This is a genomic window from Martinezella lusitana (assembly GCF_010668395.1).
Taxonomy (GTDB): Bacteria; Pseudomonadota; Alphaproteobacteria; order Rhizobiales; family Rhizobiaceae; genus Rhizobium; species Rhizobium lusitanum_A.
Window position 1 is genome coordinate 140,663 of the sequence record NZ_WUEY01000015.1, and the last position, 23,511, is coordinate 164,173.

The following is a 23,511-nucleotide window of genomic DNA, read 5'->3' on the forward strand; positions in this document are numbered from 1 at the left end:
GTCAAGTTTCAGGCGCGGCGACGGGTCAAAGCGCTATTTTCAGGCGGTTGCGGCGCTCGCACTATCACCCGATTGCCCTTGTTGAAATCATGCCGTGCGTTTAGCACTTGTCCGCGAATTCGTGCCGATACCGTACCGCGAAAGCAGGCAAGCTGATGAGTGACATCCCGGTTCTCGAAACTCCGCGCCTCGTTCTGACGATGTGGGGCAAGGACGATGCAGAGCTGATTCGGCAGCTGCATTCGACGATCGAAACGACGCGCTATCTTTCCGGCGCGGCTCCGTGGACGCTGGAAAAGGCGGAGGAGCGGCTGAAGAGCTGGTTCGGCGAACAGGCGCGCGACGGCGTGACCAAATACAAGATGCTGAAGCGTGAAGATGGCCGCTTTATCGGCCGAGCCGGTTTTTCGCGCTTTCAGGGGGAAAGCGGGCGTGGCGAATTCGAACTCGGTTACTCGATACGAAGGGAAGCCTGGGGCAATGGCTATGCGACGGAGATCGCCGCCGCGCTCGCCCAATGGTTCTTCAGCCGCGGTTTTTCCAGGCAGTTCATCGCCTTCACGCATCCGGAGAATTCGGCATCGCAACGCGTGTTGCGAAAGATCGGGATGCAGGATCACCCGCCGATGACCATCGACGGGATCTCGTGTCCAACGTTCAGGATGGCCCGATAAGGGCCGGTTTCCTTAGCGGATGCGCTTGGCGGCCGGTTCCGGCACCAGTTCGCCGTTCAGGCGGCGATCGAGGTAATCCTCGCATTCGCCCAGAAGCGTGTCGACCTGGCCGTTGAAGAAGTGGTTGGCACCCGACACGATCTTGTGCGTGATGAGGATACCCTTTTGCGTCTTCAGTTTCTCGACGAGGCCGTTGACATCCTTTTCCGGCGCGACCTTGTCGGCGTCGCCGTTGATGATGAGGCCGGACGACGGGCAGGGGGCGAGGAAGGAGAAATCGTAGATGTTCGGCTGCGGTGCGATCGACATGAAACCTTCGATCTCGGGGCGGCGCATCAGGAGCTGCATGCCGATCCAGGCGCCGAAGGAGTAACCGGCAACCCAGCAGCTCTTGGAATCAGGATGAAGGCTCTGGACCCAATCGAGCGCCGATGCCGCATCGGAAAGCTCGCCGGCGCCGTGATCGAACTCGCCCTGGCTGCGCCCGATTCCGCGGAAGTTGAAGCGAAGCGTCGTGAAGCCGCGCTTCTGGAACATATAGAAGAGCTGGTAGACAACTTGGTTGTTCATCGTCCCACCGAACTGCGGGTGGGGATGAAGAATGATCGCGATCGGGGCGCTCTTCTCCTTGGAGGGTTGATAGCGGCCTTCAAGGCGACCAGCGGGGCCGTTGAAAATTACTTCAGGCATCGATACTCCGGCTCTTCTTTTTCTGCGTTCAAACCCAACGGCACGCAGCAAGTTGACTTGACGAATGCGCTCATCTTTTCTAGAACGCAGTTTAGAACAATTCGAAACTTGATGCGGTGGTCCGCGCGTTGTGTGTGCAACGGTTTGTGGAACGTGTCATAAGGCATGCTCGGCTGAAATTTCAAGGAAAATGAGCCGACCTTAGCAAAGCAACGTCGCGCAGGAAGAAGATTATGGCGGCACCACGCCTTTATCTCGATTGGAATGCTACCGCGCCGCTTCATCCGGCGGTGCGCGAGGCAATGATGCGTGCGATGGATATTCAAGGCAACCCCAATTCCGTTCACGGCGAAGGTAGGGCGGCGCGCGCCGCCGTCGAGGCCGCGCGTCGGCAGGTTGCAAGCTTGACGGGTGCCGAGCCTGCTCATGTCGTTTTCACCAGCGGCGCCACCGAGGCGGCCAACATGGTGCTGACGCCGGAATTCCGCATGGGGCGCACGCCGCTGACGGTAAGCCATTTGTATATATCGGCCGTCGAACATCCCGCCGTGCGCGAGGGCGGGCGATTTGCCGGGGACAGGATCAGCGAAATACCGGTGACGCCGGACGGCACGGTCGATCTTGCCGCGCTGGAGGCGATGCTCTCCGCCCATGACAAGACGGCCGGCCTGCCGATGGTTGCCATCATGCTCGCCAACAACGAGACTGGAATTCTCCAGCCCGTCGGTGAAGCGGCGAAGATTGTTCAAGCTGCCGGCGGGCTGTTCGTCGTCGATGCCGTGCAGGCTGCCGGTCGGGTACCGCTCGATATCAATGAGATCGGCGCAGATTTCCTCATCGTCTCCTCGCACAAGATCGGCGGCCCCAAGGGTGTCGGCGCGCTCGTCTCACGCGGCGAGGTTCTGATGCCGAAGCCGCTGATCCATGGCGGCGGACAGGAAAAAGGCCATCGCTCAGGCACGGAAAACACGCTGGCGATCATCGGCTTCGGCGCGGCTGCAGCTGCGGCGCTGGATCAGTTCGATGCCCGCAATGCCGCGATCGAGGTGCTTCGCGAGCGGCTGGAGGACGGTATGCGGCTTGCTGCACCGGATGTCACTATTCATGGCGAAGGTGGCGCGCGCGTTCCGAATACCTGCTTCTTTACCTTGCCGGGATTGAAATCCGAGACCGGCCAGATTGCCTTCGATCTCGAAGGCGTCGCCATATCGGCCGGCTCCGCCTGCTCGTCGGGCAAGGTCGGCGAGAGCCATGTGCTCGTGGCGATGGGATGCGATCCCAAGCTCGGGGCTCTGCGCATTTCGCTGGGGCCCACCACTACCGAGGCCGACATCGACCAGGCAATCGCTGCTTTTGCCCGCATCGCGGGAAGGCGCAAACTGGCGGGTGCGGCGGCCTGACGGCCATAATTTTGCGGAAACAGAATTTTCCGCTTGCCAAGCGGGATGAAAAATCCCTTTTGGCCGACTACATAGGGGGCAGACATAAGTCTGCCGCAACGTTGACAAGCTGCCGGACCTTGGATCCGGCGAGATTGGAGAACGAAATGCCTGCAGTCCAGGAAACGGTCGATCAGGTTCGCCAGATCGACGTGGACCAGTATAAGTATGGTTTTGAAACCACCATCGAGGTGGACAAGGCTCCCAAGGGCCTATCCGAAGACATCATCCGCTTCATCTCCGCCAAGAAGCAGGAGCCGGAATGGATGCTGGAATGGCGCCTCGAAGCCTATCGCCGCTGGCTGACGCTGGAAGAGCCCACATGGGCGCGCGTCGACTATCCGAAGATCGACTTCAACGACATCTATTATTATGCCGCGCCGAAGAGCACGTCGGGACCGACCTCGCTTGAGGACGTCGATCCGGAACTCTTAAAGGTTTACGAGAAGCTGGGCATCCCCTTGCGCGAGCAGGAGATGCTTGCCGGTGTCAAGCAGTCGAAGATCGCGGTCGATGCCGTGTTCGATTCCGTTTCGGTCGTCACCACGTTCAAGGAAGAGCTGAAAAAGGCCGGCGTGATTTTCATGTCGATCTCCGAAGCCATCCGCGAACATCCCGATCTGGTGCGCAAGTATCTCGGCTCCGTCGTGCCGACGACCGATAATTTCTACGCGACGCTGAATTCGGCCGTCTTCACCGACGGTTCGTTCGTCTTCGTGCCGAAGGGCGTTCGTTGCCCGATGGAACTGTCGACCTATTTCCGTATCAACGAGAAGAACACCGGCCAGTTCGAGCGCACGCTGATCATCGCCGAAGAGGGAGCTTATGTCTCCTATCTCGAAGGCTGCACCGCGCCGCAGCGTGACGAAAACCAGCTGCACGCCGCCGTCGTCGAGCTTGTCGCCCTGGATGATGCCGAGATCAAGTATTCGACCGTCCAGAACTGGTATCCGGGCGACAGCAACGGCAAGGGCGGTATCTACAACTTCGTTACCAAGCGTGGCGATTGCCGCGGCCACCGTTCCAAGATTTCCTGGACGCAGGTCGAGACCGGCTCCGCGATCACCTGGAAATATCCGTCCTGCATCCTGCGCGGCGACGACAGCCGTGGCGAATTCTACTCGATCGCCGTTTCCAACGGCCATCAGCAGGTCGACAGCGGCACCAAGATGATCCATCTCGGCAAGAACACGTCGAGCCGTATCGTTTCGAAGGGCATCGCTGCCGGCGTCTCGCAGAACACCTATCGCGGTCAGGTCTCGGCTCACCGCAAGGCGTCGAACGCCCGTAACTTCACGCAGTGCGATTCGCTGCTGATCGGCGACAAATGCGGCGCGCATACCGTGCCCTACATCGAGGCGAAGAACTCGACGGCGCAGTTCGAGCATGAAGCCACGACGTCGAAGATCTCCGAGGACCAGCTGTTCTACTGCCTGCAGCGCGGCATCCCGACCGAAGCGGCGATCGCACTGATCGTCAACGGCTTCGTCAAGGAAGTGCTGCAGGAGCTGCCGATGGAATTCGCCGTCGAAGCACAGAAGCTGATCGGCATCTCGCTTGAAGGCAGCGTCGGCTGACCTTCGCATAAAAACCAGTTCTGGCGCGCCGAGCGCGCCGCACGTCCATTCCTTCGTTAGGATTCTACAATGCTTGAAATCAAGAACCTGCACGCCCGTATCGCCGAAGACGGCACCGAAATCATCCGTGGCCTGAACCTGACCGTGAAGGCAGGCGAAGTCGCCGCGATCATGGGGCCGAATGGCTCCGGCAAGTCGACGCTCTCCTATATCCTGGCCGGCCGCAGCGACTACGAAGTCACCGAGGGTGACATTCTCTATAACGGCGAGAGCATTCTGGAGCTCGATGCCGCCGAACGCGCTTCAAAGGGCATCTTCCTGGCCTTCCAGTATCCGGTCGAAATTCCCGGTGTCGCCACCATGCAGTTCCTGAAGGTGGCCCTGAACGAGCAGCGCAAGGCACGCGGCGAAGACGAGCTGACGACGCCGGACTTCATCCGCCGCGTCAAGGATGCCGCGGCCAAGCTGCAGATCAACATGGACATGCTGAAGCGCCCGCTAAACGTCGGCTTCTCCGGCGGCGAGAAGAAGCGCGCGGAAATCCTGCAGATGGCTCTGCTGGAGCCGAAGCTTTGCGTGCTCGATGAAACCGATTCCGGCCTCGACATCGACGCCTTGAAGATCGTTGCCGATGGCGTCAACGCGCTGCGCTCCCCGGATCGCGCCGTGATCGTCATCACCCACTATCAGCGCCTGCTCGACTATATCGTTCCGGACACCGTTCACGTTCTCTACAAGGGCCAGGTAATCAAGTCCGGCGACAAGACGCTGGCGCATGAGCTCGAAGCCAACGGCTATGCCGACATCATCGGAGCTGCAGCCTGATCGGGGCGGAAAGGACACGTCGATGAACATTCAGACGACGAACCGCCTCACCGCCGCGGAAACGGCGTTGATCGAGGCATATAACGACCAGTTGGGCGATCTGCCCGGTGACGGCGAAGTCTTTGCCGTCCGGGATCGGCTGCTGGACGACCTGAAAACCGCAGGCCTGCCGACGCGCCGCGTCGAGGCCTGGCACTACACCGATTTCAAGAACCTGCTGCGTCTGGTTCCCAGCGACATCGGCAAGGGTCTAGCCGAAGCGCTGCCGCCGACGGTCGAGGGATCTTCCGTTCTCGCCGTTCTTCAGGGCAGGGCGAGCGAGAAGGCTGCCGTCAAGAATCTGACGGTCGCACGCTATGCGGACAGCCTGGTCAACGGCAAGGCTGCCGCCGGGCTCGAAGCGCTCGGCAAGGATGATGCCATCGGGCGCATCAATGCAAGCTTCGTGCGCGATGGCTATGTCATCGATCTGCCCGACGGCACGGAACTCGACGCGCCCCTGGAAGTGCAGTTCGTCCATGCCGGCGGCCAGATTCACAGCCGCCTGCCTGTCAACTTCGGCGCCGACGTCAAGGCGACCCTCATCGAGCGCCATCAGGCCGTCGAAGGTGCCGCGGCACTCGTCTCGTCGGTGAGCGAAGTCAAGATCGGCGAGCGGGCCGACGTGACCTGGATCGTCCTGCAGGAACAGGGAACCGAGGATACGCATCTCGGCCAGATCCGTGTCGATCTCGGTGCCGACGCCAAGCTGAGACTGTTCGTCATCAACGCCGGCGGCAAGCTGGTGCGCCAGGAACTGCATGTCAAGGTGACGGGCGAGGGCGCCGATCTCAAGATTCGCGGCGTCAATCTTTTGGGTGGCGACACCCATACGGACGTGACGCTGGTGCTCGGCCATGACGTTCCGCATACAGGCTCGACGGAAATCGTCCGTAACGTGGTGTTCGACCGCGCCCGCGGCGTCTTCCAGGGCATGATCCGTGTGGCGCCCGATGCGCAGAAGACCGACGCGCGCATGGCTTGCAATACGCTGCTGATGTCCGACGATGCCGAATTCTCGGTGAAGCCGGAGCTCGAAATCTTCGCCGACGACGTGCAGTGCGGCCATGGTGCGACTGTCGCCGATATCGACGGCAACCATCTCTACTACCTGATGGCGCGCGGCATTCCGAAGAACAAGGCGCGTGCCATGCTGGTCAACGCCTTCGTGGCGGAGATCGTCGAGGAACTGGAAGACGAAGCCCTGGTCGAGGCGCTGGAAGGCGTTATCTCCGGCTGGCTGGAAAAGCACGCCTGATTGGAGGCAAAGCTCGTGGACAAGATCCTGCCGGCAACGGCCTATGACGTCGAAGCCATTCGCCGGGATTTCCCGATCCTGACGAAAACGGTGCATGGCAAGCCGTTGGTCTATCTCGACAACGGCGCGTCGGCACAGAAGCCGCAAGTCGTCATCGACGCGATTTCACATGCCTATTCCAACGAATATGCCAATGTGCATCGCGGCCTGCACTTCCTGTCCAACGCGGCGACGGAAGCCTATGAGGCGGCTCGCGAAAAAGTGCGCCGCTTCCTGAACGCGCCGTCGGTGGACGATATCGTTTTCACCAAGAATTCGACGGAGGCGATCAACACCGTCGCCTACGGTTGGGGCATGCCGAAGATCGGCGAAGGCGACGAGATCGTCGTCTCCATCATGGAGCATCACTCCAATATCGTTCCCTGGCATTTCATCCGGGAGCGGCAGGGCGCCAAGCTCGTCTGGGTGCCGGTCGACGACGAGGGCGCGTTCCATATCGAGGATTTCGAGAAGAGCCTCACGGAGCGCACCAAGCTCGTCGCCATCACCCATATGTCGAACGCGCTCGGAACCATCGTTCCGGTGAAGGAAGTGTGCCGCATCGCCCATGGGCGCGGCATTCCGGTTCTGATCGACGGGTCGCAGGGTGCGGTGCATCTGCCTGTCGACGTGCAGGATATCGATTGTGACTGGTACGTCATGACCGGGCACAAGCTCTATGGCCCCTCCGGCATCGGCGTTCTCTACGGCAAGAAGGATCGGCTTGCCGAGATGCGGCCTTTCCAGGGCGGCGGCGAGATGATCTTCGACGTCACCGAGGAAAACGTCACCTACAACGAGCCGCCGCATCGCTTCGAAGCCGGCACGCCGCCGATCGTGCAGGCGATCGGCTTGGGCTACGCGCTCGACTATATGGACGGCGTCGGCCGCGAGGCGATCGCACGCCACGAGGCCGATCTCGCCGCCTATGCGGCCGAGCGGCTACGGGATATCAATTCGTTGCGCGTGATCGGCACGGCGCCCGGCAAGGGCGGCATTTTCTCCTTCGAGCTTGCCGGCATCCATTCGCACGACGTCTCGATGGTGATCGACCGCCAGGGTGTTGCCGTTCGCGCCGGGACGCATTGCGCCCAGCCGCTCTTGAAACGCTTCGGCGTTACCTCCACATGCCGTGCATCGTTCGGCCTGTACAATACGCGCGCCGAGGTGGATGCTTTGGCGGATGCGCTGGAATATGCGCGCAAGTTCTTTGCCTAAGGAGGCAAGCGATGTCACTCGACGAAAGCGAACAGAAGATCGACGTACGCGAAGGGATCGTACATTCCAGCATTCCCGAGGATGAGCTGGCTCGCCTCAGCGACGATATCATCAGCGCGCTGAAAACGGTCTACGATCCTGAAATTCCCGCCGATATTTTCGAGCTTGGTCTGGTCTACAAGATCGATATCGAAGACGACCGCATGGTGAAGATCGTCATGACCTTGACCGCGCCCGGGTGCCCCGTTGCCGGCGAGATGCCGGGCTGGGTCGAGAATGCCGTCGGCGCCGTCGAAGGCGTTTCCGGCGTCGATGTCAGCATGACCTTCGATCCGCCGTGGACGCCGGACCGCATGTCGGAAGAAGCGCAGGTCGCCGTCGGCTGGTATTGAAGCTTTAAGCCGCCGGCTTTACATTAAGACTCGAAGCGCCGGATCTTGACCCCGGTTGTGGAAGGAGAATGAGCCCATGGGCTTTTCAGTGATGAGCATGACGGATGCGGCAGCGGCCCGCGTCAAGGCAATCGTCGAGAATTCCGGTCCTGATGCCAAGGGCGTCCGCGTCGGCATCAAGAAGGGCGGTTGCGCCGGCATGGAATATACCATCGACCTGGTGACGGAGCCGAACCCGAAGGATGATCTGATCGAGCGCGACGGCGCAAGAGTCTGGGTCGAGCCGTCGGCCGTGCTTTATCTGCTCGGCACGGAGATGGGCTTCGAGATGACGACGCTGCGTTCGGGCTTCATCTTTACCAACCCGAACCAGACATCGGCCTGCGGCTGCGGCGAATCCGTCGAGCTGAAGCCTGCCGATCTCGCTGCTCTGGCGGCACAGCGTCAGTCTGCGCAGGCGATCTGAGTCAAATTCTATCTTCCAGTCTTTCAGATCGTGCCGGATTCGCAATGCGCGGCCGGCACCGGCGTCAGCTTGAGCCCCAGCGCCTTGACAACTTTCAGGATCGTCGCGAATTCCGGATTTCCATCGCCGCTGAGCGCGCGATAGAGCGCTGAACGGTTCATGCCGACATCCTTGGCGAGCTTGCTCATGTTGCGGGTGCGGGCGACTTCGCCCAGTGCCTTGGCGATCGAGGCCGGATCGTCCGTTGCAAAAGCGGCTGCGATGTAGCTGTCGGGATCGTCGGTGCTCAGGGAAATCTCCTGATTCATGTCATGGGCCTTTCCGTAGCAGCCAATCGCGGATGATGCCGGTCTCGTCCTGATGAAGGTCGTGACCGGCCGCCAGCACATGGGCACTGACATCCGCGCCGGCATTTTCAAGTTGGTTTTTCATGACATCCGCATCGCCGGCCTCGCGCCGCCGGTCGTGCTCGCCCGATGTGATCAGGATCGGCAATGCGGTCAGCGGCGGGAAATCTGCTGTCGGTGCCGGCGAGAGCGGCCGTATCAGAATAGCGGCGGAGGCCAGTTGCGGTTGCCGAAGAAGAATGGACGCGGCCATGATCGCGCCATTTGAGAAGCCGAGCAGAATTGGCGGCTGGGAGATTGTCTCGTCTTCCAAGGCCGAGGCGATGAAATGGCAGAGTTTGTCGGTCCGTCTCTCGAGATCGGCATGATCCAGGCTGCGATCCGGATTGCGACGGAAGAAAGCAAAGCCTGTCTCCCATGTCAGGGAGCCGCGCAGGGCGATATAGGGCCGATGCGATGCGACCGCGCCGGCAAGGGGGGTAAGCGATGTTTCGTCCCCGCCGCTGCCATGCAGCAGAAGCAGTGGGGAAGAGGAATAGTCCGCTCGTCCGATGATGAAGTGATGTTCCGGTTGTTCCGGCATGAAACTGAATTCCAGGGCCCGATGCCGACTCACGAAAAACGCCGCGCATCCGTTGAGATACGCGGCGTTTTCATAGACAAGTTTCGCGATAGATTTATGTCTATTGCAAGCGAAGCGACTGAACCGCTTCGCTTTTTCGTAAAAATCCTACTCCGCGGCCTCGGCGTAGGATTCCAGCGGCGGGCAGGTGCAGATCAGATTGCGGTCGCCGTAAACATTGTCGATGCGGTTGACCGGAGACCAGTATTTGTCCACGCGGAAGGCGCCGGGCGGAAAGCAGGCCTGTTCGCGCGAATAGGGACGATCCCACTCGCCGACCAGGTCTTCCACCGTATGCGGTGCGTTCTTCAGCGGGTTGTTGGTCTTGTCCATCCGGCCGTCCTCGATGGCGCGGGCTTCCTCGCGGATGGCCAGCATTGCCTCGCAGAAGCGGTCGAGCTCGGCCTTGGTTTCCGATTCGGTCGGCTCGATCATCAGCGTGCCGGCAACCGGCCAGCTCATGGTCGGCGCGTGGAAGCCGCAATCGATGAGGCGCTTGGCGACATCGTCGACCGTCACGCCGGCGCTTGTGACCAGCGGGCGGGTATCGATGATGCATTCGTGCGCGACGCGTCCGGCCTCGGACTTATAGAGCACATCATAGGCACCCTTCAGCCGGGCGGCGATATAGTTGGCGTTGAGGATCGCCACCTTCGTCGCCTGCGTCAGGCCTTCGCCGCCCATCATCAGGCAGTAGCTCCAGGAGATCGGCAGGATAGAGGCCGAACCGAAGGCTGCCGCCGAGACAGCACCGCTGCGACCGTCCGTTTCCGGGTGACCGGGCAGATAGGGCGCCAGATGCGCCTTGACGCCGATCGGGCCCATGCCCGGACCGCCGCCGCCATGCGGGATGCAGAAGGTCTTGTGCAGGTTCAGGTGGCTGACATCGGAACCGATATCGCCCGGACGTGACAGGCCGACCATGGCGTTCATGTTGGCGCCGTCGAGATAGACCTGACCGCCATGCTTGTGCACGAGATCGCAGATCTCCTTCACCGTCTCCTCGAAAACGCCGTGCGTCGAGGGATAGGTGATCATGCAGCAGGAGAGGTTGTCGGCATATTGCTCGGTCTTGGCGCGGAAGTCGGCCATGTCGATATCGCCGTCGTCGCTGACCTTGACCACTACGACCTTCATGCCCGCCATTTGCGCCGAGGCGGGGTTGGTCCCATGCGCGGAGGTCGGGATGAGGCAGATGTCGCGATGTCCCTGGCCATTGGCAATATGGTAATTGCGGATGGTCAGGAGGCCGGCATATTCGCCCTGCGCGCCGGAATTCGGCTGCATGGAGAAGGCGTCGTAGCCGGTCACGGCGCAGAGCTTGTCCGTGAGGTCGTCGATCATCTCGCGGTAGCCGAGCGCCTGGTCGGCCGGAACGAAAGGATGGATATCCGAAAATTCCGGCCATGTGATCGGCAGCATTTCCGCCGTCGCATTGAGCTTCATGGTGCAGGAGCCGAGCGGGATCATCGAGCGGTCGAGCGCCAGGTCGCGGTCGGAGAGACGACGGATGTAGCGCGTCATCTCGCTTTCGGCGCGGTTCATATGGAAGATCGGATGCGCCAGGTATTCGCTGGTGCGCAGCAGGGTCTTCGGCAGGCGATAGGACGGCTCGAAATCGGCGATGCGGAAATCGCCGCCGAATGCGCGCCAGACGGCTTCAACCGTCGCCGGGCGGGTGCGCTCGTCGAGGCTGATGCCGATCTTCGTTTCACCGACCTTGCGCAGGTTCACGCCTTCGGCGACGGCCGCGCGCAGGATGAGGCCCTGCATATGGCCGACTTCGACGGTGATGGTGTCGAAGAAGGTTTCAGGCTCGACGGCGTAGCCGAGCTTTTCCAGCCCCTTGGCCGTCAGGACGGCCTTCTGGTGAACCTGCTGGGCGATCGCCTTGAGACCCTGCGGACCGTGGAAGACCGCATACATGGAGGCCATGACGGCGAGCAGCACCTGTGCGGTGCAGATGTTCGACGTCGCCTTTTCGCGGCGGATATGCTGCTCGCGTGTCTGCAGCGACAGGCGATAGGCGCGATTGCCGCGTGCGTCGACCGAAACGCCGACGAGACGGCCGGGCATGGAGCGCTTGTACTCGTCCTTGACCGCCATATAGGCCGCATGCGGGCCGCCGTAGCCAACCGGCACGCCGAAGCGCTGCGAGGAGCCGATGGCGATATCAGCGCCCATTTCGCCCGGAGATTTCAGCAGCGTCAGCGCCAGCAGATCGGCGGCGACGATTGCGATTGCGCCGGTCTGGTGCAAGCGAGCGATCAGGCCGCTGAAGTCGTTGATATGGCCATGCGTGCCGGGATACTGGAAGACCGCGCCGAAGACATCGACGGGATCGAGATCGGTGAAGGGATTGCCGACGATGACGGTCCAGCCGAGCGGCTCGGCGCGGGTCCGGATCAGCGCGATGGTCTGCGGATGGCAGGCGGCGTCGACGAAGAAGGCCTTTGCCTTCGACTTGGCGACGCGTTCGGCCATCGCCATGCCTTCGGCCGCGGCGGTCGCTTCATCGAGCAGCGAGGCGTTGGCGACATCGAGGCCGGTGAGGTCGCTGATCATCGTCTGGTAGTTCAGCAGTGCCTCGAGGCGGCCCTGGCTGATTTCCGGCTGGTAGGGCGTATAAGCGGTGTACCAGGCCGGATTTTCCAGAATGTTGCGCTGGATAACCGGCGGCGTGATCGTGCCGTAATAGCCCTGGCCGATCAGCGAAACGAGAACCTTGTTCTTGTTGGCGGTCTCGCGCAGCCTGTCGAGCGCCTCGCGCTCGGTCATCGGCGCGCCCCAGGAGAGCGGCGTCTTCTGGCGGATGGCCGGGGGCAGCGTCGCGTCGATCAGGCCATCGAGGCTCTTATAGCCGATCACCTTGAGCATATCGGTCATCTCGGAGGGAGACGGGCCGATATGGCGGCGATTGGCAAAATCGTATGGCTGATAGTCGGTGAATGTGAATTCCGTAGGCGTCGTCATTATCCGATCAGCTCCTTGTAACCGGATTCATCAAGAAGACCATCGACATCGCTCACATTCTTCAGCTTGAGCTTGAAGAACCAGCCGGCACCCATCGGGTCGGAATTGACGAGCGCCGGGTCGGCGGTGATGGCTTCGTTGACTTCGGTGATCTCTCCGTCGAGCGGACAATAGACTTCGGACGCCGCCTTGACGGATTCGACGGTTGCCGCATCGTCGCCCTTGGAGAAGCTGGCGCCGACCTCGGGCAGTTCCACGAACACGAGATCGCCGAGCTGCTCGGCCGCATGCGCCGTGATGCCGACGGTTGCGACATCGCCTTCAATGTTCAGCCACTCGTGTTCTTCGGTAAACTTCAGCATGGATAATCCTCTCTGGAAAAGACGTTCAGCGTTTGTAGGTAGGCTTGATGAAAGGCAGGGCGCTGACGGCGACCGGCAGATACTTGCCGCGCACCTCGGCATAAACGGTGGTGCCGGGCGCCGTGAATTCGGTCGGCACATAGCCCATGGCGACCGGGGATTCGGCGCTGGGACCGAAACCGCCAGACGTGACTTCGCCAATCTCGGTCTTGCCTTCGGCATCGGCATAAAGCTTGGCGTGACCGCGAACCGGTGCCTTGCCCTCGGGCTTCAGGCCCACGCGGCGGCGCGACGTGCCGCCATCGAGTTCGGCGAGAATGCGGGTTGCACCGGGGAAGCCGCCGGCTCTGATGCCGCCGGTCTTGCGGGCCTTCTGGATGGCCCATTCGAGCGCGCCTTCGGCCGGCGTCGTCGTCTCGTCGATGTCGTTGCCATAGAGGCAGAGACCGGCTTCGAGGCGAAGGGAGTCGCGGGCGCCGAGGCCGATGGGCTGAACGTCGGGATGTTCCAGCAATCGCTTGGCGATATCCTCGGCCTTGTCTGACGGAACGGAGATTTCGAAACCGTCTTCGCCGCTATAGCCTGAGCGCGACACGAGGCAGGAGACGTCGTGGAGGCGACAATGGCGCACGTCCATGAACTTCATGTAGGCGATATCGGCCCAGAGTTCGGCAAGCACATCGACGGCGCGCGGTCCCTGCAGGGCAATGAGCGCGCGATCGAGTAATGTAACTTCGCAGCTATCGCCTATATGATCTTGAAGATGCTTGAAATCCTGCTCTTTGCAAGCAGCGTTGACGACGACGAAAAGATAGTCGTCCAAATGGGTGATCATCAGATCGTCCAGAATGCCGCCCTTGTCGTCGGTGAAGAAGCCGTAGCGCTGGCGGCCTTCGGCGAGGCCGAGGATATCGACCGGCACGAGGCTTTCCAGGGCGAGCGCAGCATCTTCATATTTGCCGGAGCGGGCGCGGATCGTCACCTGACCCATATGCGACACATCGAACAGGCCGGCATTCGATCGAGTCCAGAGATGCTCCTTAAGGACGCCGGGGGCATATTGCACCGGCATGTCGTAGCCGGCAAACGGCACCATGCGGGCACCGAGAGACACATGCAGGGCGTGAAGGGGTGTTGTCTTGAGGGCAGCGGTCTCGTCCAAATGACGCCTCCGGGTTTTGCGCTCGTTTCGAAGCGCTGAGCTCACAATTTCGGCGCGACTGCGCCTGACGATGAGCCCCCTCTGTCTGTTTGCCTGAGATTGTTATCCCTTCGGCGAACGCTTGCGCGCTTCTCTCCAGAGTTCCGTCTGCCCCTTGCTGGTCCTTTGGCCTGAGAGTTTCCGGGGCGGTTGCTCCTTCGGCACCGGCTTGCGCCGGATTCTCCCAACAAGGTCGAGTGCCATTATCCGGTCCCGGGCAGAGATGGCAAGGGGCAAATGTCGCCGCTGAACAAATTTTTGTCGCGCCGATCAATCCTGCGTTTGGCAATGATTACGGGCCTTTGCAACGGACATGGGAGAGGCTATCCCTTTTCGTCGTTTGAGGAGCCGGGCAGGAGATGAAGATGAACCGCAACCACGCCGCCGCACTGCTGACTTCGATCGGCGCATTTTCACTTTCCCTCGGCGGAGCGATGGCGCAGGACAACGGCACGATGAAGTCGATGCCCGGAATGCACATGGATGCCGGCGCGGCGCCTTCCGGCTCCGCCGGGGTCAAACTGGGCGATCTCGATATCAGCGGCGGCTATGTTCGCGCCATGCTTCCCGGCCAGCCGGTCGGCGGCGGGTACATCACCATCCACAACGGCGGCAAGTCCGACGACAGGCTGACCTCGGTGACGTCATCGGCGGCCGGCAAGGTCGAACTGCACGAAATGAAGATGGACGGCGAGATCATGAAGATGCGCGAGATAAAGGGCGGCATCGCCATTCCGGCCGGTGCCACCGTGACGCTTGCGCCGAACACGATGCACATGATGTTCAAGCAGGTGAAGGCACCCTTCAAGCAGGGCGGCACGGTGCCCGTAATGCTGATGTTCGACAAGGCGGGCATGGTCGATATCAATCTGCCCGTCGTCTCCGCCAAGGGAAACTGAGCCAGAAAATCATTCTGCCGCGCAATTCCGATTTCCACTTTTCCTCGAAATGCTCTAAAGCCACGTCAAAAGGCCGGAAAATGTCCGGCCGCGGGGCCGATGGTTCCGTCGTTTGAATAGGCATGAACCCCGTCCAGCGATCGTCTGACACTTCCTGGGACATGCCGCGGTATTTGAAAGAAGAAGAATGGCCGGGATTGAGCATATTGAGGTCGAGCCTGACGAGGCCGGCATGCGCCTCGACCGCTGGTTCAAGGTGCATTTTCCGGGGCTCGGCTTCGGACAATTGCAGAAGCTGATGCGCTCCGGTCAGGTGCGTGTCGACGGCGGACGCGTGAAGACGGACGCGCGCGTTCAGCCGGGGCAGATGGTGCGCGTGCCGCCGCTGGATGTCGACGCCAAAGGTCCGAAGAGTGGCCCCATTGCCGGCAGTGACCTCAAACATTCCGGCGATGCCGAGCTGCTTGCGCGGATGCTGCTGCATGAAGACGACAAGGTCTATGTGCTGAACAAGCCGGCAGGCCTCGCCGTGCAGGGCGGCTCCGGCCTTACCCGTCATATCGACAAGATGCTCGAGGCATGGACGAACAAGAAGGGCGAGAAGCCGCGCCTGGTGCACCGTCTCGACCGCGACACGTCTGGCGTTCTCGTCGTTGCCCGCACCCGTGGCGCGGCGCAGAAGTTGACGGCGGCCTTCCGTGAACGCGACACCAAGAAGACCTATTGGTCACTGGTAAAGGGCGTGCCGCGCAAGCATGAAGACAAGATTTCGACCTGGCTGGTGAAGGAAGCGACGCCTGACGGCGACCGCATGCGCATCGCCAAGCATGGAGAGGAGGACGCCGATCACGCCATCTCCTATTATCGCGTGCTCGAAACCGCCGCGCAGAGCCTCGCGTGGCTTGAGATGGAGCCCTATACCGGCCGCACCCATCAGCTGCGCGTCCACGCGCTGCACATGGGCCATCCGATCATCGGCGACCCCAAATATTTCGACGACGATCCGAATTGGGATTTCCCGGGCGGCGTGCAGAAGCGGCTGCATCTGCACGCCCGCCATATCGATATTCCGCATCCGAACGGCGGCCGCCTGCGCGTAACCGCTCCTCTGCCGCCGCATATGGTGCAGACCTGGAACCTTCTCGGACTTGACATGGCATCGGCAGGGGAGCCGGACGACGAATGAAGCTGGTTCTTTTCGATTGCGATGGCACGCTGGTCGATAGCGTGCGGTTGATCCATGAGGTCATGGCACGAACCTTCGTGGCTTTCGGCTACAAGCGCCCGGACGTCTCCGCCACCAAGTCGATCATCGGCCTCACGCTGGATATCGCCATCGCCCGCCTGCAGGGCAAGCCGCATGTCGATGAGGAAGCGATCGCCATGACCGCGCATTACAAGTCGATCTTTCCCGACGTGCGCGACGAAGCGGATATGCAGACGCCTCTCTTTGATGGCATAAAGCCGCTGATCGAGACACTTGCCGCGCATGAGGAGCTGCTGCTCGGCGCCGTGACGGGTAAATCCCGCCGCGGCCTGACCCATATTCTTGCCGTCAACGATTTCACGCCCTATTTCATCGTCTCGCGTACCGCCGACGATTGCCCGTCGAAGCCGCATCCGGCGATGGTGACGGAATGCTGCGATGAAACCGGCATGGATCCGCACGATACCATCGTCATCGGCGATGCGATCTACGACATGCAGATGGCGAAAGCGGCGGGTGCGACCGCCATCGGCGTCGCCTGGGGCTATGCCTCCGTCGAGGATCTGCTGGCAGCCGGGGCCGATGCCATCGCCCACCATCCGAACGATTTGTTGAGCCATATTCTCTGAGGTGACGCCATGCGCGACCTGTTGAACGACCTTTCCGAGGGTCTCAGCCATCCAGATCCGATCCGCCGCGCGCAGATCCAGATGAAGAAGCCGTTGCCCAAGCGCTTCTACAAGGATGTCACGATCAATGAAGGCGAGGGCGGCCATGCCATCGCGCTCGACGGAAAGGTGGTCAAGACGCCGGCAAGGCATTCCCTGGCTTTGCCGACGGAAGCGCTTGCCAAGCTGGTGGCTGCTGAGTGGGTACGGCAGGTCGACGTGATCGATCCCTCGACCATGCCGGTCACACGCCTCGTCAACACGGCTATCGACGGTGTTGCGACGGAGAGCCAGGCCGTATTCGACGAAATCGTCCGTTTCTCCGGCAGCGATCTGCTCAGTTACCGCGCTGACGGCCCCGAGCGGCTTGTCGAGCGGCAGTCGGCGCGCTGGAACCCGGTGATCGAATGGGCGGCGCGCGACATCGGCGCCCGCTTCATTCTGGCCGAGGGCGTCATACATCAGGAACAGCCCGGCGAAGCCATCGCGGCATTTTCCGCCGCATTGCGCAAATACGACACGCCGATGGAGCTTGCCAGCCTGCATACGATCACCACGCTCACCGGCTCTGCGATCCTGGCGCTTGCATTTGCCGAAGGCTTCCTCCCGCTTGCCGATGTGTGGTCGCTTGCCCATCTCGATGAAGACTGGACGATCGAGCATTGGGGCAGCGACGAAGAAGCCGAACAGCGCCGTGCACAGCGTTTTGAGGAGTTTCAGGCCGCGACCGACGTTTTTTCTGCGCTTCGCAGTTGAATATTGTTGGATTTCAGTCCTTTATATCGATCTGCATAACTTGCGGGTTTGAAAGTCGGGGCAGGGATCATGTTGTTGTCGAGGTCGAGAGCCGTGTCGGCGCTCGTGGTATGTTTGGCATTGGCCGCATGCTCGAGCTGGTCTGTCGAACCTCCGCCTGCCGCCTATGACGTGCGTAGCGCGACTGTGGTAGCGGATCAGGCTTTGCCGCCGGTATCGCCGGCTCTGGTCGCCGCCGTCAACGATCGCGTCAATGCCGCAATTACGTCCACCACCCGTACGACCACCTTGCCGCAGGTCGCCCTGACTGTCCGGCTTACCGATGTCCGCCGCGCCCGCGGTTTCAACCGGGATCGCAACAGCGCCAAAATCAATATCGACGCGGCGGCGATGGATGGGGGCGCGGTGGTCGCCATGGCGTCCTTCGAGATCAGAACTGTCGCTCCGGATCCCGCCACGGCGGATGAGCTGATGGCGGAGGACATAGCCGCCCGCATTCGCTCGATATTCGCGTTGAACACGCCGCGGCTGGCAAACTGAGCCGGCGGCTTCAAACGATGCGCACATCATGCTAAGCCCGAGTGGCAATGGAGAGAGGGCCGCATGAAGGAAATCCTACAGGAACTGGAACGCCGCCGCGAGGTTGCCAGACTGGGTGGCGGGCAGGTGCGAATAGACGCGCAGCACGCGCGCGGCAAGCTGACCGCCCGCGAGCGCATCGACATCTTTCTCGATGAGGGTTCCTTCGAGGAGTTCGACATGTTCGTCGAACATCGCTCGACCGATTTCGGCATGGACAAGAGCAAGATCGCCGGCGACGGCGTCGTGACGGGCTGGGGCACGGTCAACGGCCGTACCGTTTTCCTTTTTGCCAAGGATTTCACGGTCTTCGGTGGATCTCTTTCGGAAGCACATGCGGAAAAGATCACCAAGGTACAGGATATGGCGCTGAAGAACCGGGCGCCGATCATCGGCATCTATGATGCCGGTGGCGCCCGCATCCAGGAAGGCGTTGCAGCACTCGGCGGCTATGCCGAGGTGTTCCAGCGCAACGTGCTGGCCTCCGGCGTCATTCCGCAGATTTCGATCATCATGGGTCCATGCGCCGGCGGCGACGTCTATTCTCCCGCCATGACTGATTTCATCTTCATGGTGCGCGACACCTCCTACATGTTCGTCACCGGCCCGGATGTGGTGAAGACGGTCACGAACGAAACAGTCACCTCCGAGCAGCTCGGCGGTGCCTCGGTGCATACGACGAAATCCTCGATCGCCGATGCCGCCTACGACAACGATATCGACACGCTGCTGCAGGTGCGCCGCCTCATCGATTTCCTGCCGCAGTCGAACACGGCGGCGGGGCCTGAGATCGAGTGCCATCAATCCGTCACCGAGCCGGACACGTCGCTCGATACGCTGATTCCCGCCAATGCAAACAAGCCCTACGACATCAAGGAGCTGATCCTGAAGGTCGCCGACGAGGGCGACTTCTTGGAAATACAGGAAAGCTTTGCCAAGAATATCGTCTGCGGCTTCGGCCGTATCGAGGGTGCCACGGTTGGCTTCGTCGCCAACCAGCCCATGGTGCTGGCCGGCGTTCTTGACAGCGACGCATCGCGAAAGGCCGCGCGCTTCGTGCGCTTCTGCGATTGCTTCAACATCCCGATCGTCACCTTCGTCGATGTGCCCGGTTTCCTGCCGGGAACCGCACAGGAATATGGTGGCCTTATCAAGCACGGCGCCAAGTTGCTCTTTGCCTATGCCGAAGCGACAGTGCCGAAGCTCACCGTCATCACCCGCAAGGCGTTCGGCGGCGCTTATGACGTTATGGCCTCGAAGCACCTGCGCGGCGACCTCAACTATGCCTGGCCGACGGCGCAGATCGCGGTCATGGGCGCCAAGGGTGCGGTCGAGATCATCTTCCGCAAGGACATTGCCGATCCGGAGAAGATCGCAGCCCATACCAAGATGTATGAGGACCGCTTCCTTTCTCCCTTCGTTGCCGCCGAACGCGGCTATATCGATGAAGTGATCATGCCGCGTTCCACCCGCAGACGGTTGGCGCAGGGGCTGCGGATGCTCCGCAACAAAGATCTGACCAATCCCTGGAAGAAGCACGACAACATTCCGCTGTGAAACTGTGACAACAAGCCACGGATTTCACACGGAAAATTGATTGGACGTCAGAAGCCGTGTTTTCCCGTCTCAGGCAGGTCGCTCTAAAGATTCCTGCAGGGGGAGTTGAAACTGGAGTTAAAAATGGCGCTTTCCGATCGGCTGAATCAATATCAGCCCCATGCTCTTACTGTATTGCGTATCGTCACCGGCGTGTTGTTCATCGAACATGGCCTGCAGAAGCTTTTCGGCTTTCCGCCCGGCGGGCAGTTTCCAAGCCCGCTGCCGACCCTGCTTCTGGTTCAGGGTATCATCGAGGTCGTCGGCGGCTTGGCCACGATCGTCGGATTCTTTACCCGTCCCGTCGCCTTCATCCTTTGCGGCAACATGGCGGTCGCCTATTTCATGGCGCACTATCCGAAGAATTTCTTCCCCGCCAACAACGGCGGCGATGCAGCCATCCTCTACTGCTTCGTCTTCCTGTTCCTGATCTTCGCAGGCCCGGGCCTTCTGGCGATCGACAACAAGAAGAAGTAAATCATACCTGCGCCGGGCTCGATCAATCATCGGGCCCGGCGAATAAAATCGTCTCTCGCGTGTTGATTCCGTTATCAGCGGAGCGGGAGTCTTTCGACAAGATCTCGTCCGCATCCCAAATTCGAACGGAGATCTTCATGTCACTTTCCGAGCGCCTGTCGCCTTACCAGCCGTCCGCACTCGCGATGCTGCGATTGATAACGGCCATTTTGTTCATCGAACACGGGAGCCAGAAGCTGTTCGGCTTTCCGCCGGCGCCCTATGCCATTACGACATTGTTCTTCGTGGCGGGGGTGCTGGAGCTCGTGGGCGGCATTCTTGTTCTGCTCGGACTCTTCACTCGACCCGTCGCCTTTCTCCTTAGCGGCGAAATGGCGATCGCCTATTTCACGGTGCACATGCCGATCAATTTTTTCCCGGCCAACAACCAGGGAGACGGCGCGATCCTGTTCTGCTTCATCTTCCTGTTCATGGTGTTTTCCGGACCGGGGGATTGGGCGCTGGACAATCGCCAGCGCCGATAGCGGCAACCCGTCAGGCGGTGAGCTTGAGGCCCGCAATGCCGGCGACGATCAGGCCGATGCAGAGCACGCGGACAAGATTTGCAGGGTCGCCCAGCAACCATATGCCCAGCAGAACGGTGCCGACCGTGCCTATGCCGGTCCAAACCGCATAGGCGGTGCCCATCGGCAAGGTCTTTACCGCGAGGCCGAGCAGCACGACGCTGATGACCATGGAAACGACGGTGAGGGCCGTCGGCACGAGCCGGGTGAAACCATCGGTATATTTGAGGCCAACTGCCCAGCCGATTTCAAACAAGCCTGCAAGGAAAAGCAGGAACCAAGCCATTTTACGCTCCTTGTTAAGAGCGAGGCCGTCCCCGCGATGTCTACGGCCGGCTATAGATGCCGGCCGCCGCAGTCGTCTGCGTGATTCCTATATGCCTTTGCCGCTCGCGCATTTCAAGGCATGTCGCGAATGCTGGCCGGGTTCACGCCAGACGTTCGGCGTGCCACTTCAGGTGATCGTCCATGAAGCTTGAGATGAAGTAGTAGGAGTGGTCGTAGCGCTCGTGCATGCGCAGCGTCAGGCCGATGCCGGTGCCTTTGATCGCTTCTTCGAACAGCCAGGGACGGAGACCGCTTTCGAGGAAGCTGTCCGCCTTGCCCTGGTCGATCAGGAATTCGGGGAAGCGGGCGCCATCTTCGACGAGCGAGCAGGCGTCGTATCGTCTCCATGCGGATTTGTCGCTGCCGAGATACTTTTCGAAGGCGGGTGCAGACCAGTCGGCCGTCGACGGCTGGACGATGGGGGCGAAAGCGGAGCAGCTCTTGAAGCGGTCCGGATGCTTCAGCGCGATCGTCATGGCGCCATGGCCGCCCATGGAATGGCCAAAGATGCCCTGACGGCTCATATCTGCCCGGAATTGCCTGGCGATGAGACCGGGCAGCTCTTCCGTGATGTAGCTGTACATCCGATAGTTTTCGGCCCAGGGCGTCTCGGTGGCGTCGAGATAGAAGCCGGCGCCTTTGCCCATCTGCCAATTGGTCAGTTCGTCGGGCACGTCGTTGCCGCGCGGGCTGGTGTCCGGGCAGACGATAATCAGGCCGAGCTCGGCGGCCATGCGGCGATATTCGCCTTTCTCCATGACGTTGGCATGGGTGCAGGTGAGGCCGGAAAGATACCAGAGGACGGGACGAGGCTCCCGGATCGCCTGCGGTGGCACGAAGACGGCAAAGGTCATCTCGCATTTGCAGGCTTCGGAATCATGCGAAAAGACGCCCTGCATACCGCCGAATGCGGTGTTCTGGGAAATGATGTTCACGGCTGGTCTCCAGGCGATTGATAGGCTTTTGCACGCCGGCAAAGCCGGTCGAAGGTTTCGAGAAAGGCGGAGCGGTCGCGCGGCGAGAAGGCGGCATTGTACCCCTTGCTTTCGCCGGTTTCGCGAAGATGCGCGCCGAGATCGCGCATGGCCGTCACCATGCCGATGTTGGTCTTGTCGAAGATGCGGCCGGTCGGCCCGGTCACCTCCGCTCCGGCGGCGACGCAGCGCCCGGCCAGTGGAACATCGGCCGTCACGACGATATCGCCGGGACCGGCATGTTCCGCGATCCAGTTGTCGGCGGCGTCGAAAGCATTGGAGACGATGACATTGCGGACCATCGGATCACGCGACGGCCTGAGCCCGGAATTGGCAACGAAGGTCACCTCGATGCCGTGGCGCTCGGCCACTTTCAAAATCTCCGGCTTCACCGGACAGGCATCGGCATCGACATAGATCATTGGCAACGGAACTTTATCATGATGAGCGCTGCGCGTCCGACCGAACGCGCAGTCGCGGTTTATCGAAGTCCCACGCATGGGGCCAGATTTATTCCCTCAAGGTGCCCGCCTTTTTCGCCACAAAGGTGGCGATGACATCCATCAATGTCGGCGAGAGGCAGTCGTAGGGCTCGAGACGAAGTTCTCTCAGCCGGCTGCGAACGGCGGTCATCGCAGACGGCGGCGTTCCCGATTCGATAATGGACGAAACAAAGGCCGCGAATGTGGGTTCCGGCCAGCCGCCCTCCTGGAAACGTTCCGGATGAATGAAATCAAGACCCTTGAAGGCGTGGTCGCGCTCCACCGGTCCATACATGTGGACACCACACGCCTTGCAGGCATGGCGGAGGATCAACGCGTCCGGATCGACAATCGCGAGCTTGTCGCCATTTTCGAGAACCTTCACGTTTTCATGGGCCGTCACGGCAACGACCGAGAAGGCGGCGCCTTGCGGCTTCCAGCATTTGGTGCAGCCGCAGGCGTGATTATGTGCAATCCCGCCGGTGATCGCGACTTTGACCGGGCGATCGGTGCAGGCGCAAACGAGCGTCCCACCGCTGAAATTCGCCTGTCCTGCCTTCACTCTGCCGTCGAGCGCCGGATGTATCGATACTTGACTTGGCATGTTCAGCTCCTCCTCCTTGGTTGCCCACGGCCTCCCAAATCCGGATCGATTTGCGAAAAGGCCGTGTGCCATTCAAAGTCGTGCAGCGTTCCCTCGTGCCGTCTAAGTCTCAGGCAGTCTTTTAGTACAGCACCACGCTTCTGATGCTTTCGCCTGAGTGCATGAGCTCGAAGCCCTTGTTGATGTCCTCGAGCGGCATGGTGTGGGTGATCATCGGATCGATGATGATCTTGCCCTCCATGTACCAGTCGACGATC

Annotated in this window: 26 protein-coding genes, 1 pseudogene and 1 riboswitch; of the genes and pseudogenes, 16 read left to right on the forward strand and 11 right to left on the reverse strand. The window is 60.9% G+C overall.

The window, feature by feature from the left end; translation table 11 throughout:
- Window positions 1-155: 155 nt before the first annotated feature.
- Entirely contained in the window at window positions 156-674 is a 519-nt protein-coding gene (locus tag GR212_RS26265; RefSeq protein ID WP_163991074.1) for a GNAT family N-acetyltransferase, read from the forward strand.
- 12 nt (window positions 675-686) lie between these two features.
- Here the strand turns inward: GR212_RS26265 and GR212_RS26270 are convergent, their stop codons facing one another.
- The gene (locus tag GR212_RS26270; protein ID WP_163991076.1) at window positions 687-1,364 is read right to left on the reverse strand and encodes an alpha/beta hydrolase; all 678 of its coding nucleotides are present in this window, start codon (window positions 1,362-1,364) and stop codon (window positions 687-689) included.
- A gap of 233 nt (window positions 1,365-1,597) precedes the next feature.
- Between GR212_RS26270 and GR212_RS26275 the strand changes: the two genes are divergently transcribed.
- The 7 genes from GR212_RS26275 (at window position 1,598) to sufA (ending at window position 8,617) form a co-directional block, all read left to right on the forward strand.
- A complete protein-coding gene (locus tag GR212_RS26275; RefSeq protein ID WP_163991078.1) occupies window positions 1,598-2,764 on the forward strand; it encodes a cysteine desulfurase family protein in 1,167 nt (388 codons plus the stop codon).
- A 146-nt stretch (window positions 2,765-2,910) separates the two neighbouring features.
- Window positions 2,911-4,380 carry a Fe-S cluster assembly protein SufB gene (gene sufB, locus GR212_RS26280; protein ID WP_163991080.1) on the forward strand — a complete coding sequence of 490 codons (1,470 nt, stop codon included), beginning with the start codon at window positions 2,911-2,913 and terminating at the stop codon, window positions 4,378-4,380.
- A 69-nt stretch (window positions 4,381-4,449) separates the two neighbouring features.
- Complete coding sequence (sufC, locus tag GR212_RS26285; RefSeq protein ID WP_163991083.1) at window positions 4,450-5,205, forward strand: Fe-S cluster assembly ATPase SufC; 756 nt, start codon at window positions 4,450-4,452, stop codon at window positions 5,203-5,205.
- 22 nt (window positions 5,206-5,227) lie between these two features.
- Window positions 5,228-6,502, forward strand: a complete 1,275-nt coding sequence (sufD, locus tag GR212_RS26290; RefSeq protein WP_163991085.1) for a Fe-S cluster assembly protein SufD — start codon at window positions 5,228-5,230, stop codon at window positions 6,500-6,502.
- A gap of 15 nt (window positions 6,503-6,517) precedes the next feature.
- Window positions 6,518-7,759: a SufS family cysteine desulfurase gene (locus tag GR212_RS26295; RefSeq protein ID WP_163991087.1), complete on the forward strand. Its 1,242-nt coding sequence runs from the start codon at window positions 6,518-6,520 to the stop codon at window positions 7,757-7,759.
- A gap of 11 nt (window positions 7,760-7,770) precedes the next feature.
- The gene (locus tag GR212_RS26300) at window positions 7,771-8,151 is read left to right on the forward strand and encodes an SUF system Fe-S cluster assembly protein (protein WP_092716450.1); all 381 of its coding nucleotides are present in this window, start codon (window positions 7,771-7,773) and stop codon (window positions 8,149-8,151) included.
- Between the two features lie 76 nt (window positions 8,152-8,227).
- The gene (gene sufA / locus GR212_RS26305; RefSeq protein ID WP_163991088.1) at window positions 8,228-8,617 is read left to right on the forward strand and encodes a Fe-S cluster assembly scaffold SufA; all 390 of its coding nucleotides are present in this window, start codon (window positions 8,228-8,230) and stop codon (window positions 8,615-8,617) included.
- 23 nt (window positions 8,618-8,640) lie between these two features.
- Here sufA and GR212_RS26310 read toward each other — a convergent pair whose 3' ends face one another.
- From GR212_RS26310 to gcvT, 5 genes are all read right to left on the reverse strand, one after another.
- The gene (locus tag GR212_RS26310; protein ID WP_163991090.1) at window positions 8,641-8,925 is read right to left on the reverse strand and encodes an addiction module antidote protein; all 285 of its coding nucleotides are present in this window, start codon (window positions 8,923-8,925) and stop codon (window positions 8,641-8,643) included.
- Window position 8,926: 1 nt separating this feature from the next.
- Window positions 8,927-9,547, reverse strand: coding sequence for an alpha/beta hydrolase (locus GR212_RS26315; protein WP_163991093.1), 621 nt, complete (start codon window positions 9,545-9,547; stop codon window positions 8,927-8,929).
- A 147-nt stretch (window positions 9,548-9,694) separates the two neighbouring features.
- The gene (gcvP, locus tag GR212_RS26320) at window positions 9,695-12,559 is read right to left on the reverse strand and encodes an aminomethyl-transferring glycine dehydrogenase (RefSeq protein ID WP_163991095.1); all 2,865 of its coding nucleotides are present in this window, start codon (window positions 12,557-12,559) and stop codon (window positions 9,695-9,697) included.
- On the reverse strand, window positions 12,559-12,921 hold the full coding sequence (gene gcvH, locus GR212_RS26325; RefSeq protein WP_163991097.1) for a glycine cleavage system protein GcvH: 363 nt from the start codon (window positions 12,919-12,921) through the stop codon (window positions 12,559-12,561). The genes gcvP and gcvH overlap by 1 nt, the downstream gene beginning before the upstream one ends.
- A gap of 25 nt (window positions 12,922-12,946) precedes the next feature.
- Window positions 12,947-14,083 (reverse strand): glycine cleavage system aminomethyltransferase GcvT, encoded by a 1,137-nt coding sequence (gene gcvT / locus GR212_RS26330; RefSeq protein WP_163991099.1) that lies wholly within the window; start codon window positions 14,081-14,083, stop codon window positions 12,947-12,949.
- A 148-nt stretch (window positions 14,084-14,231) separates the two neighbouring features.
- Window positions 14,232-14,319: riboswitch (glycine riboswitch) on the reverse strand.
- 168 nt (window positions 14,320-14,487) lie between these two features.
- Between gcvT and GR212_RS26335 the strand changes: the two genes are divergently transcribed.
- The 8 genes from GR212_RS26335 to GR212_RS26370 all read left to right on the forward strand — a co-directional run bounded on the left by GR212_RS26335 (window position 14,488) and on the right by GR212_RS26370 (window position 20,828).
- Entirely contained in the window at window positions 14,488-15,021 is a 534-nt protein-coding gene (locus tag GR212_RS26335; protein WP_163991101.1) for a copper chaperone PCu(A)C, read from the forward strand.
- 187 nt (window positions 15,022-15,208) lie between these two features.
- Entirely contained in the window at window positions 15,209-16,207 is a 999-nt protein-coding gene (locus GR212_RS26340; RefSeq protein ID WP_163991103.1) for an RluA family pseudouridine synthase, read from the forward strand.
- The gene (locus tag GR212_RS26345) at window positions 16,204-16,857 is read left to right on the forward strand and encodes an HAD-IA family hydrolase (protein ID WP_163991105.1); all 654 of its coding nucleotides are present in this window, start codon (window positions 16,204-16,206) and stop codon (window positions 16,855-16,857) included. The genes GR212_RS26340 and GR212_RS26345 overlap by 4 nt, the downstream gene beginning before the upstream one ends.
- Before the next feature lie 9 nt (window positions 16,858-16,866).
- The gene (locus GR212_RS26350; protein ID WP_163991107.1) at window positions 16,867-17,652 is read left to right on the forward strand and encodes an ATP12 family chaperone protein; all 786 of its coding nucleotides are present in this window, start codon (window positions 16,867-16,869) and stop codon (window positions 17,650-17,652) included.
- A gap of 69 nt (window positions 17,653-17,721) precedes the next feature.
- On the forward strand, window positions 17,722-18,192 hold the full coding sequence (locus GR212_RS26355; RefSeq protein WP_163991109.1) for a hypothetical protein: 471 nt from the start codon (window positions 17,722-17,724) through the stop codon (window positions 18,190-18,192).
- 63 nt (window positions 18,193-18,255) lie between these two features.
- A complete protein-coding gene (locus GR212_RS26360) occupies window positions 18,256-19,788 on the forward strand; it encodes an acyl-CoA carboxylase subunit beta (RefSeq protein ID WP_163991111.1) in 1,533 nt (510 codons plus the stop codon).
- Window positions 19,789-19,911: 123 nt separating this feature from the next.
- Complete coding sequence (locus GR212_RS26365; protein ID WP_163991113.1) at window positions 19,912-20,304, forward strand: DoxX family protein; 393 nt, start codon at window positions 19,912-19,914, stop codon at window positions 20,302-20,304.
- 137 nt (window positions 20,305-20,441) lie between these two features.
- Entirely contained in the window at window positions 20,442-20,828 is a 387-nt protein-coding gene (locus GR212_RS26370; protein WP_163991116.1) for a DoxX family protein, read from the forward strand.
- 10 nt (window positions 20,829-20,838) lie between these two features.
- Here the strand turns inward: GR212_RS26370 and sugE are convergent, their stop codons facing one another.
- The 5 genes and pseudogenes from sugE to GR212_RS26395 form a co-directional block, all read right to left on the reverse strand.
- Window positions 20,839-21,153, reverse strand: a complete 315-nt coding sequence (sugE, locus tag GR212_RS26375) for a quaternary ammonium compound efflux SMR transporter SugE (RefSeq protein ID WP_163991117.1) — start codon at window positions 21,151-21,153, stop codon at window positions 20,839-20,841.
- Window positions 21,154-21,295: 142 nt separating this feature from the next.
- Window positions 21,296-22,129: an S-formylglutathione hydrolase gene (fghA, locus tag GR212_RS26380; protein WP_163991119.1), complete on the reverse strand. Its 834-nt coding sequence runs from the start codon at window positions 22,127-22,129 to the stop codon at window positions 21,296-21,298.
- Entirely contained in the window at window positions 22,126-22,590 is a 465-nt protein-coding gene (locus tag GR212_RS26385; RefSeq protein WP_163991131.1) for a YaiI/YqxD family protein, read from the reverse strand. Before GR212_RS26385 ends, fghA begins: the two co-directional genes overlap by 4 nt.
- Before the next feature lie 88 nt (window positions 22,591-22,678).
- A complete protein-coding gene (gfa, locus tag GR212_RS26390; protein WP_163991121.1) occupies window positions 22,679-23,254 on the reverse strand; it encodes an S-(hydroxymethyl)glutathione synthase in 576 nt (191 codons plus the stop codon).
- A 121-nt stretch (window positions 23,255-23,375) separates the two neighbouring features.
- Window positions 23,376-23,511: pseudogene (locus GR212_RS26395) on the reverse strand (S-(hydroxymethyl)glutathione dehydrogenase); the annotation flags it as partial.

Excerpts from the sequence above, each read along its gene's own strand:
- sufC (WP_163991083.1), top strand. The coding sequence starts at position 4,450 with ATGCTTGAAATCAAGAACCTGCACGCCCGTATCGCCGAAGACGGCACC.
- GR212_RS26335 (WP_163991101.1), top strand. The coding sequence starts at position 14,488 with ATGAACCGCAACCACGCCGCCGCACTGCTGACTTCGATCGGCGCATTT.
- GR212_RS26275 (WP_163991078.1), top strand. The coding sequence starts at position 1,598 with ATGGCGGCACCACGCCTTTATCTCGATTGGAATGCTACCGCGCCGCTT.
- GR212_RS26355 (WP_163991109.1), top strand. The coding sequence starts at position 17,722 with ATGTTGTTGTCGAGGTCGAGAGCCGTGTCGGCGCTCGTGGTATGTTTG.
- GR212_RS26385 (WP_163991131.1), bottom strand. The coding sequence starts at position 22,590 with ATGATCTATGTCGATGCCGATGCCTGTCCGGTGAAGCCGGAGATTTTG.
- GR212_RS26270 (WP_163991076.1), bottom strand. The coding sequence starts at position 1,364 with ATGCCTGAAGTAATTTTCAACGGCCCCGCTGGTCGCCTTGAAGGCCGC.
- GR212_RS26360 (WP_163991111.1), top strand. The coding sequence starts at position 18,256 with ATGAAGGAAATCCTACAGGAACTGGAACGCCGCCGCGAGGTTGCCAGA.
- GR212_RS26310 (WP_163991090.1), bottom strand. The coding sequence starts at position 8,925 with ATGAATCAGGAGATTTCCCTGAGCACCGACGATCCCGACAGCTACATC.
- GR212_RS26340 (WP_163991103.1), top strand. The coding sequence starts at position 15,209 with ATGGCCGGGATTGAGCATATTGAGGTCGAGCCTGACGAGGCCGGCATG.
- GR212_RS26370 (WP_163991116.1), top strand. The coding sequence starts at position 20,442 with ATGTCACTTTCCGAGCGCCTGTCGCCTTACCAGCCGTCCGCACTCGCG.
- GR212_RS26265 (WP_163991074.1), top strand. The coding sequence starts at position 156 with ATGAGTGACATCCCGGTTCTCGAAACTCCGCGCCTCGTTCTGACGATG.
- sufA (WP_163991088.1), top strand. The coding sequence starts at position 8,228 with ATGGGCTTTTCAGTGATGAGCATGACGGATGCGGCAGCGGCCCGCGTC.
- sufD (WP_163991085.1), top strand. The coding sequence starts at position 5,228 with ATGAACATTCAGACGACGAACCGCCTCACCGCCGCGGAAACGGCGTTG.
- gfa (WP_163991121.1), bottom strand. The coding sequence starts at position 23,254 with ATGCCAAGTCAAGTATCGATACATCCGGCGCTCGACGGCAGAGTGAAG.
- GR212_RS26345 (WP_163991105.1), top strand. The coding sequence starts at position 16,204 with ATGAAGCTGGTTCTTTTCGATTGCGATGGCACGCTGGTCGATAGCGTG.
- sufB (WP_163991080.1), top strand. The coding sequence starts at position 2,911 with ATGCCTGCAGTCCAGGAAACGGTCGATCAGGTTCGCCAGATCGACGTG.
- gcvP (WP_163991095.1), bottom strand. The coding sequence starts at position 12,559 with ATGACGACGCCTACGGAATTCACATTCACCGACTATCAGCCATACGAT.
- GR212_RS26300 (WP_092716450.1), top strand. The coding sequence starts at position 7,771 with ATGTCACTCGACGAAAGCGAACAGAAGATCGACGTACGCGAAGGGATC.
- sugE (WP_163991117.1), bottom strand. The coding sequence starts at position 21,153 with ATGGCTTGGTTCCTGCTTTTCCTTGCAGGCTTGTTTGAAATCGGCTGG.
- gcvH (WP_163991097.1), bottom strand. The coding sequence starts at position 12,921 with ATGCTGAAGTTTACCGAAGAACACGAGTGGCTGAACATTGAAGGCGAT.
- GR212_RS26315 (WP_163991093.1), bottom strand. The coding sequence starts at position 9,547 with ATGCCGGAACAACCGGAACATCACTTCATCATCGGACGAGCGGACTAT.
- GR212_RS26350 (WP_163991107.1), top strand. The coding sequence starts at position 16,867 with ATGCGCGACCTGTTGAACGACCTTTCCGAGGGTCTCAGCCATCCAGAT.
- GR212_RS26365 (WP_163991113.1), top strand. The coding sequence starts at position 19,912 with ATGGCGCTTTCCGATCGGCTGAATCAATATCAGCCCCATGCTCTTACT.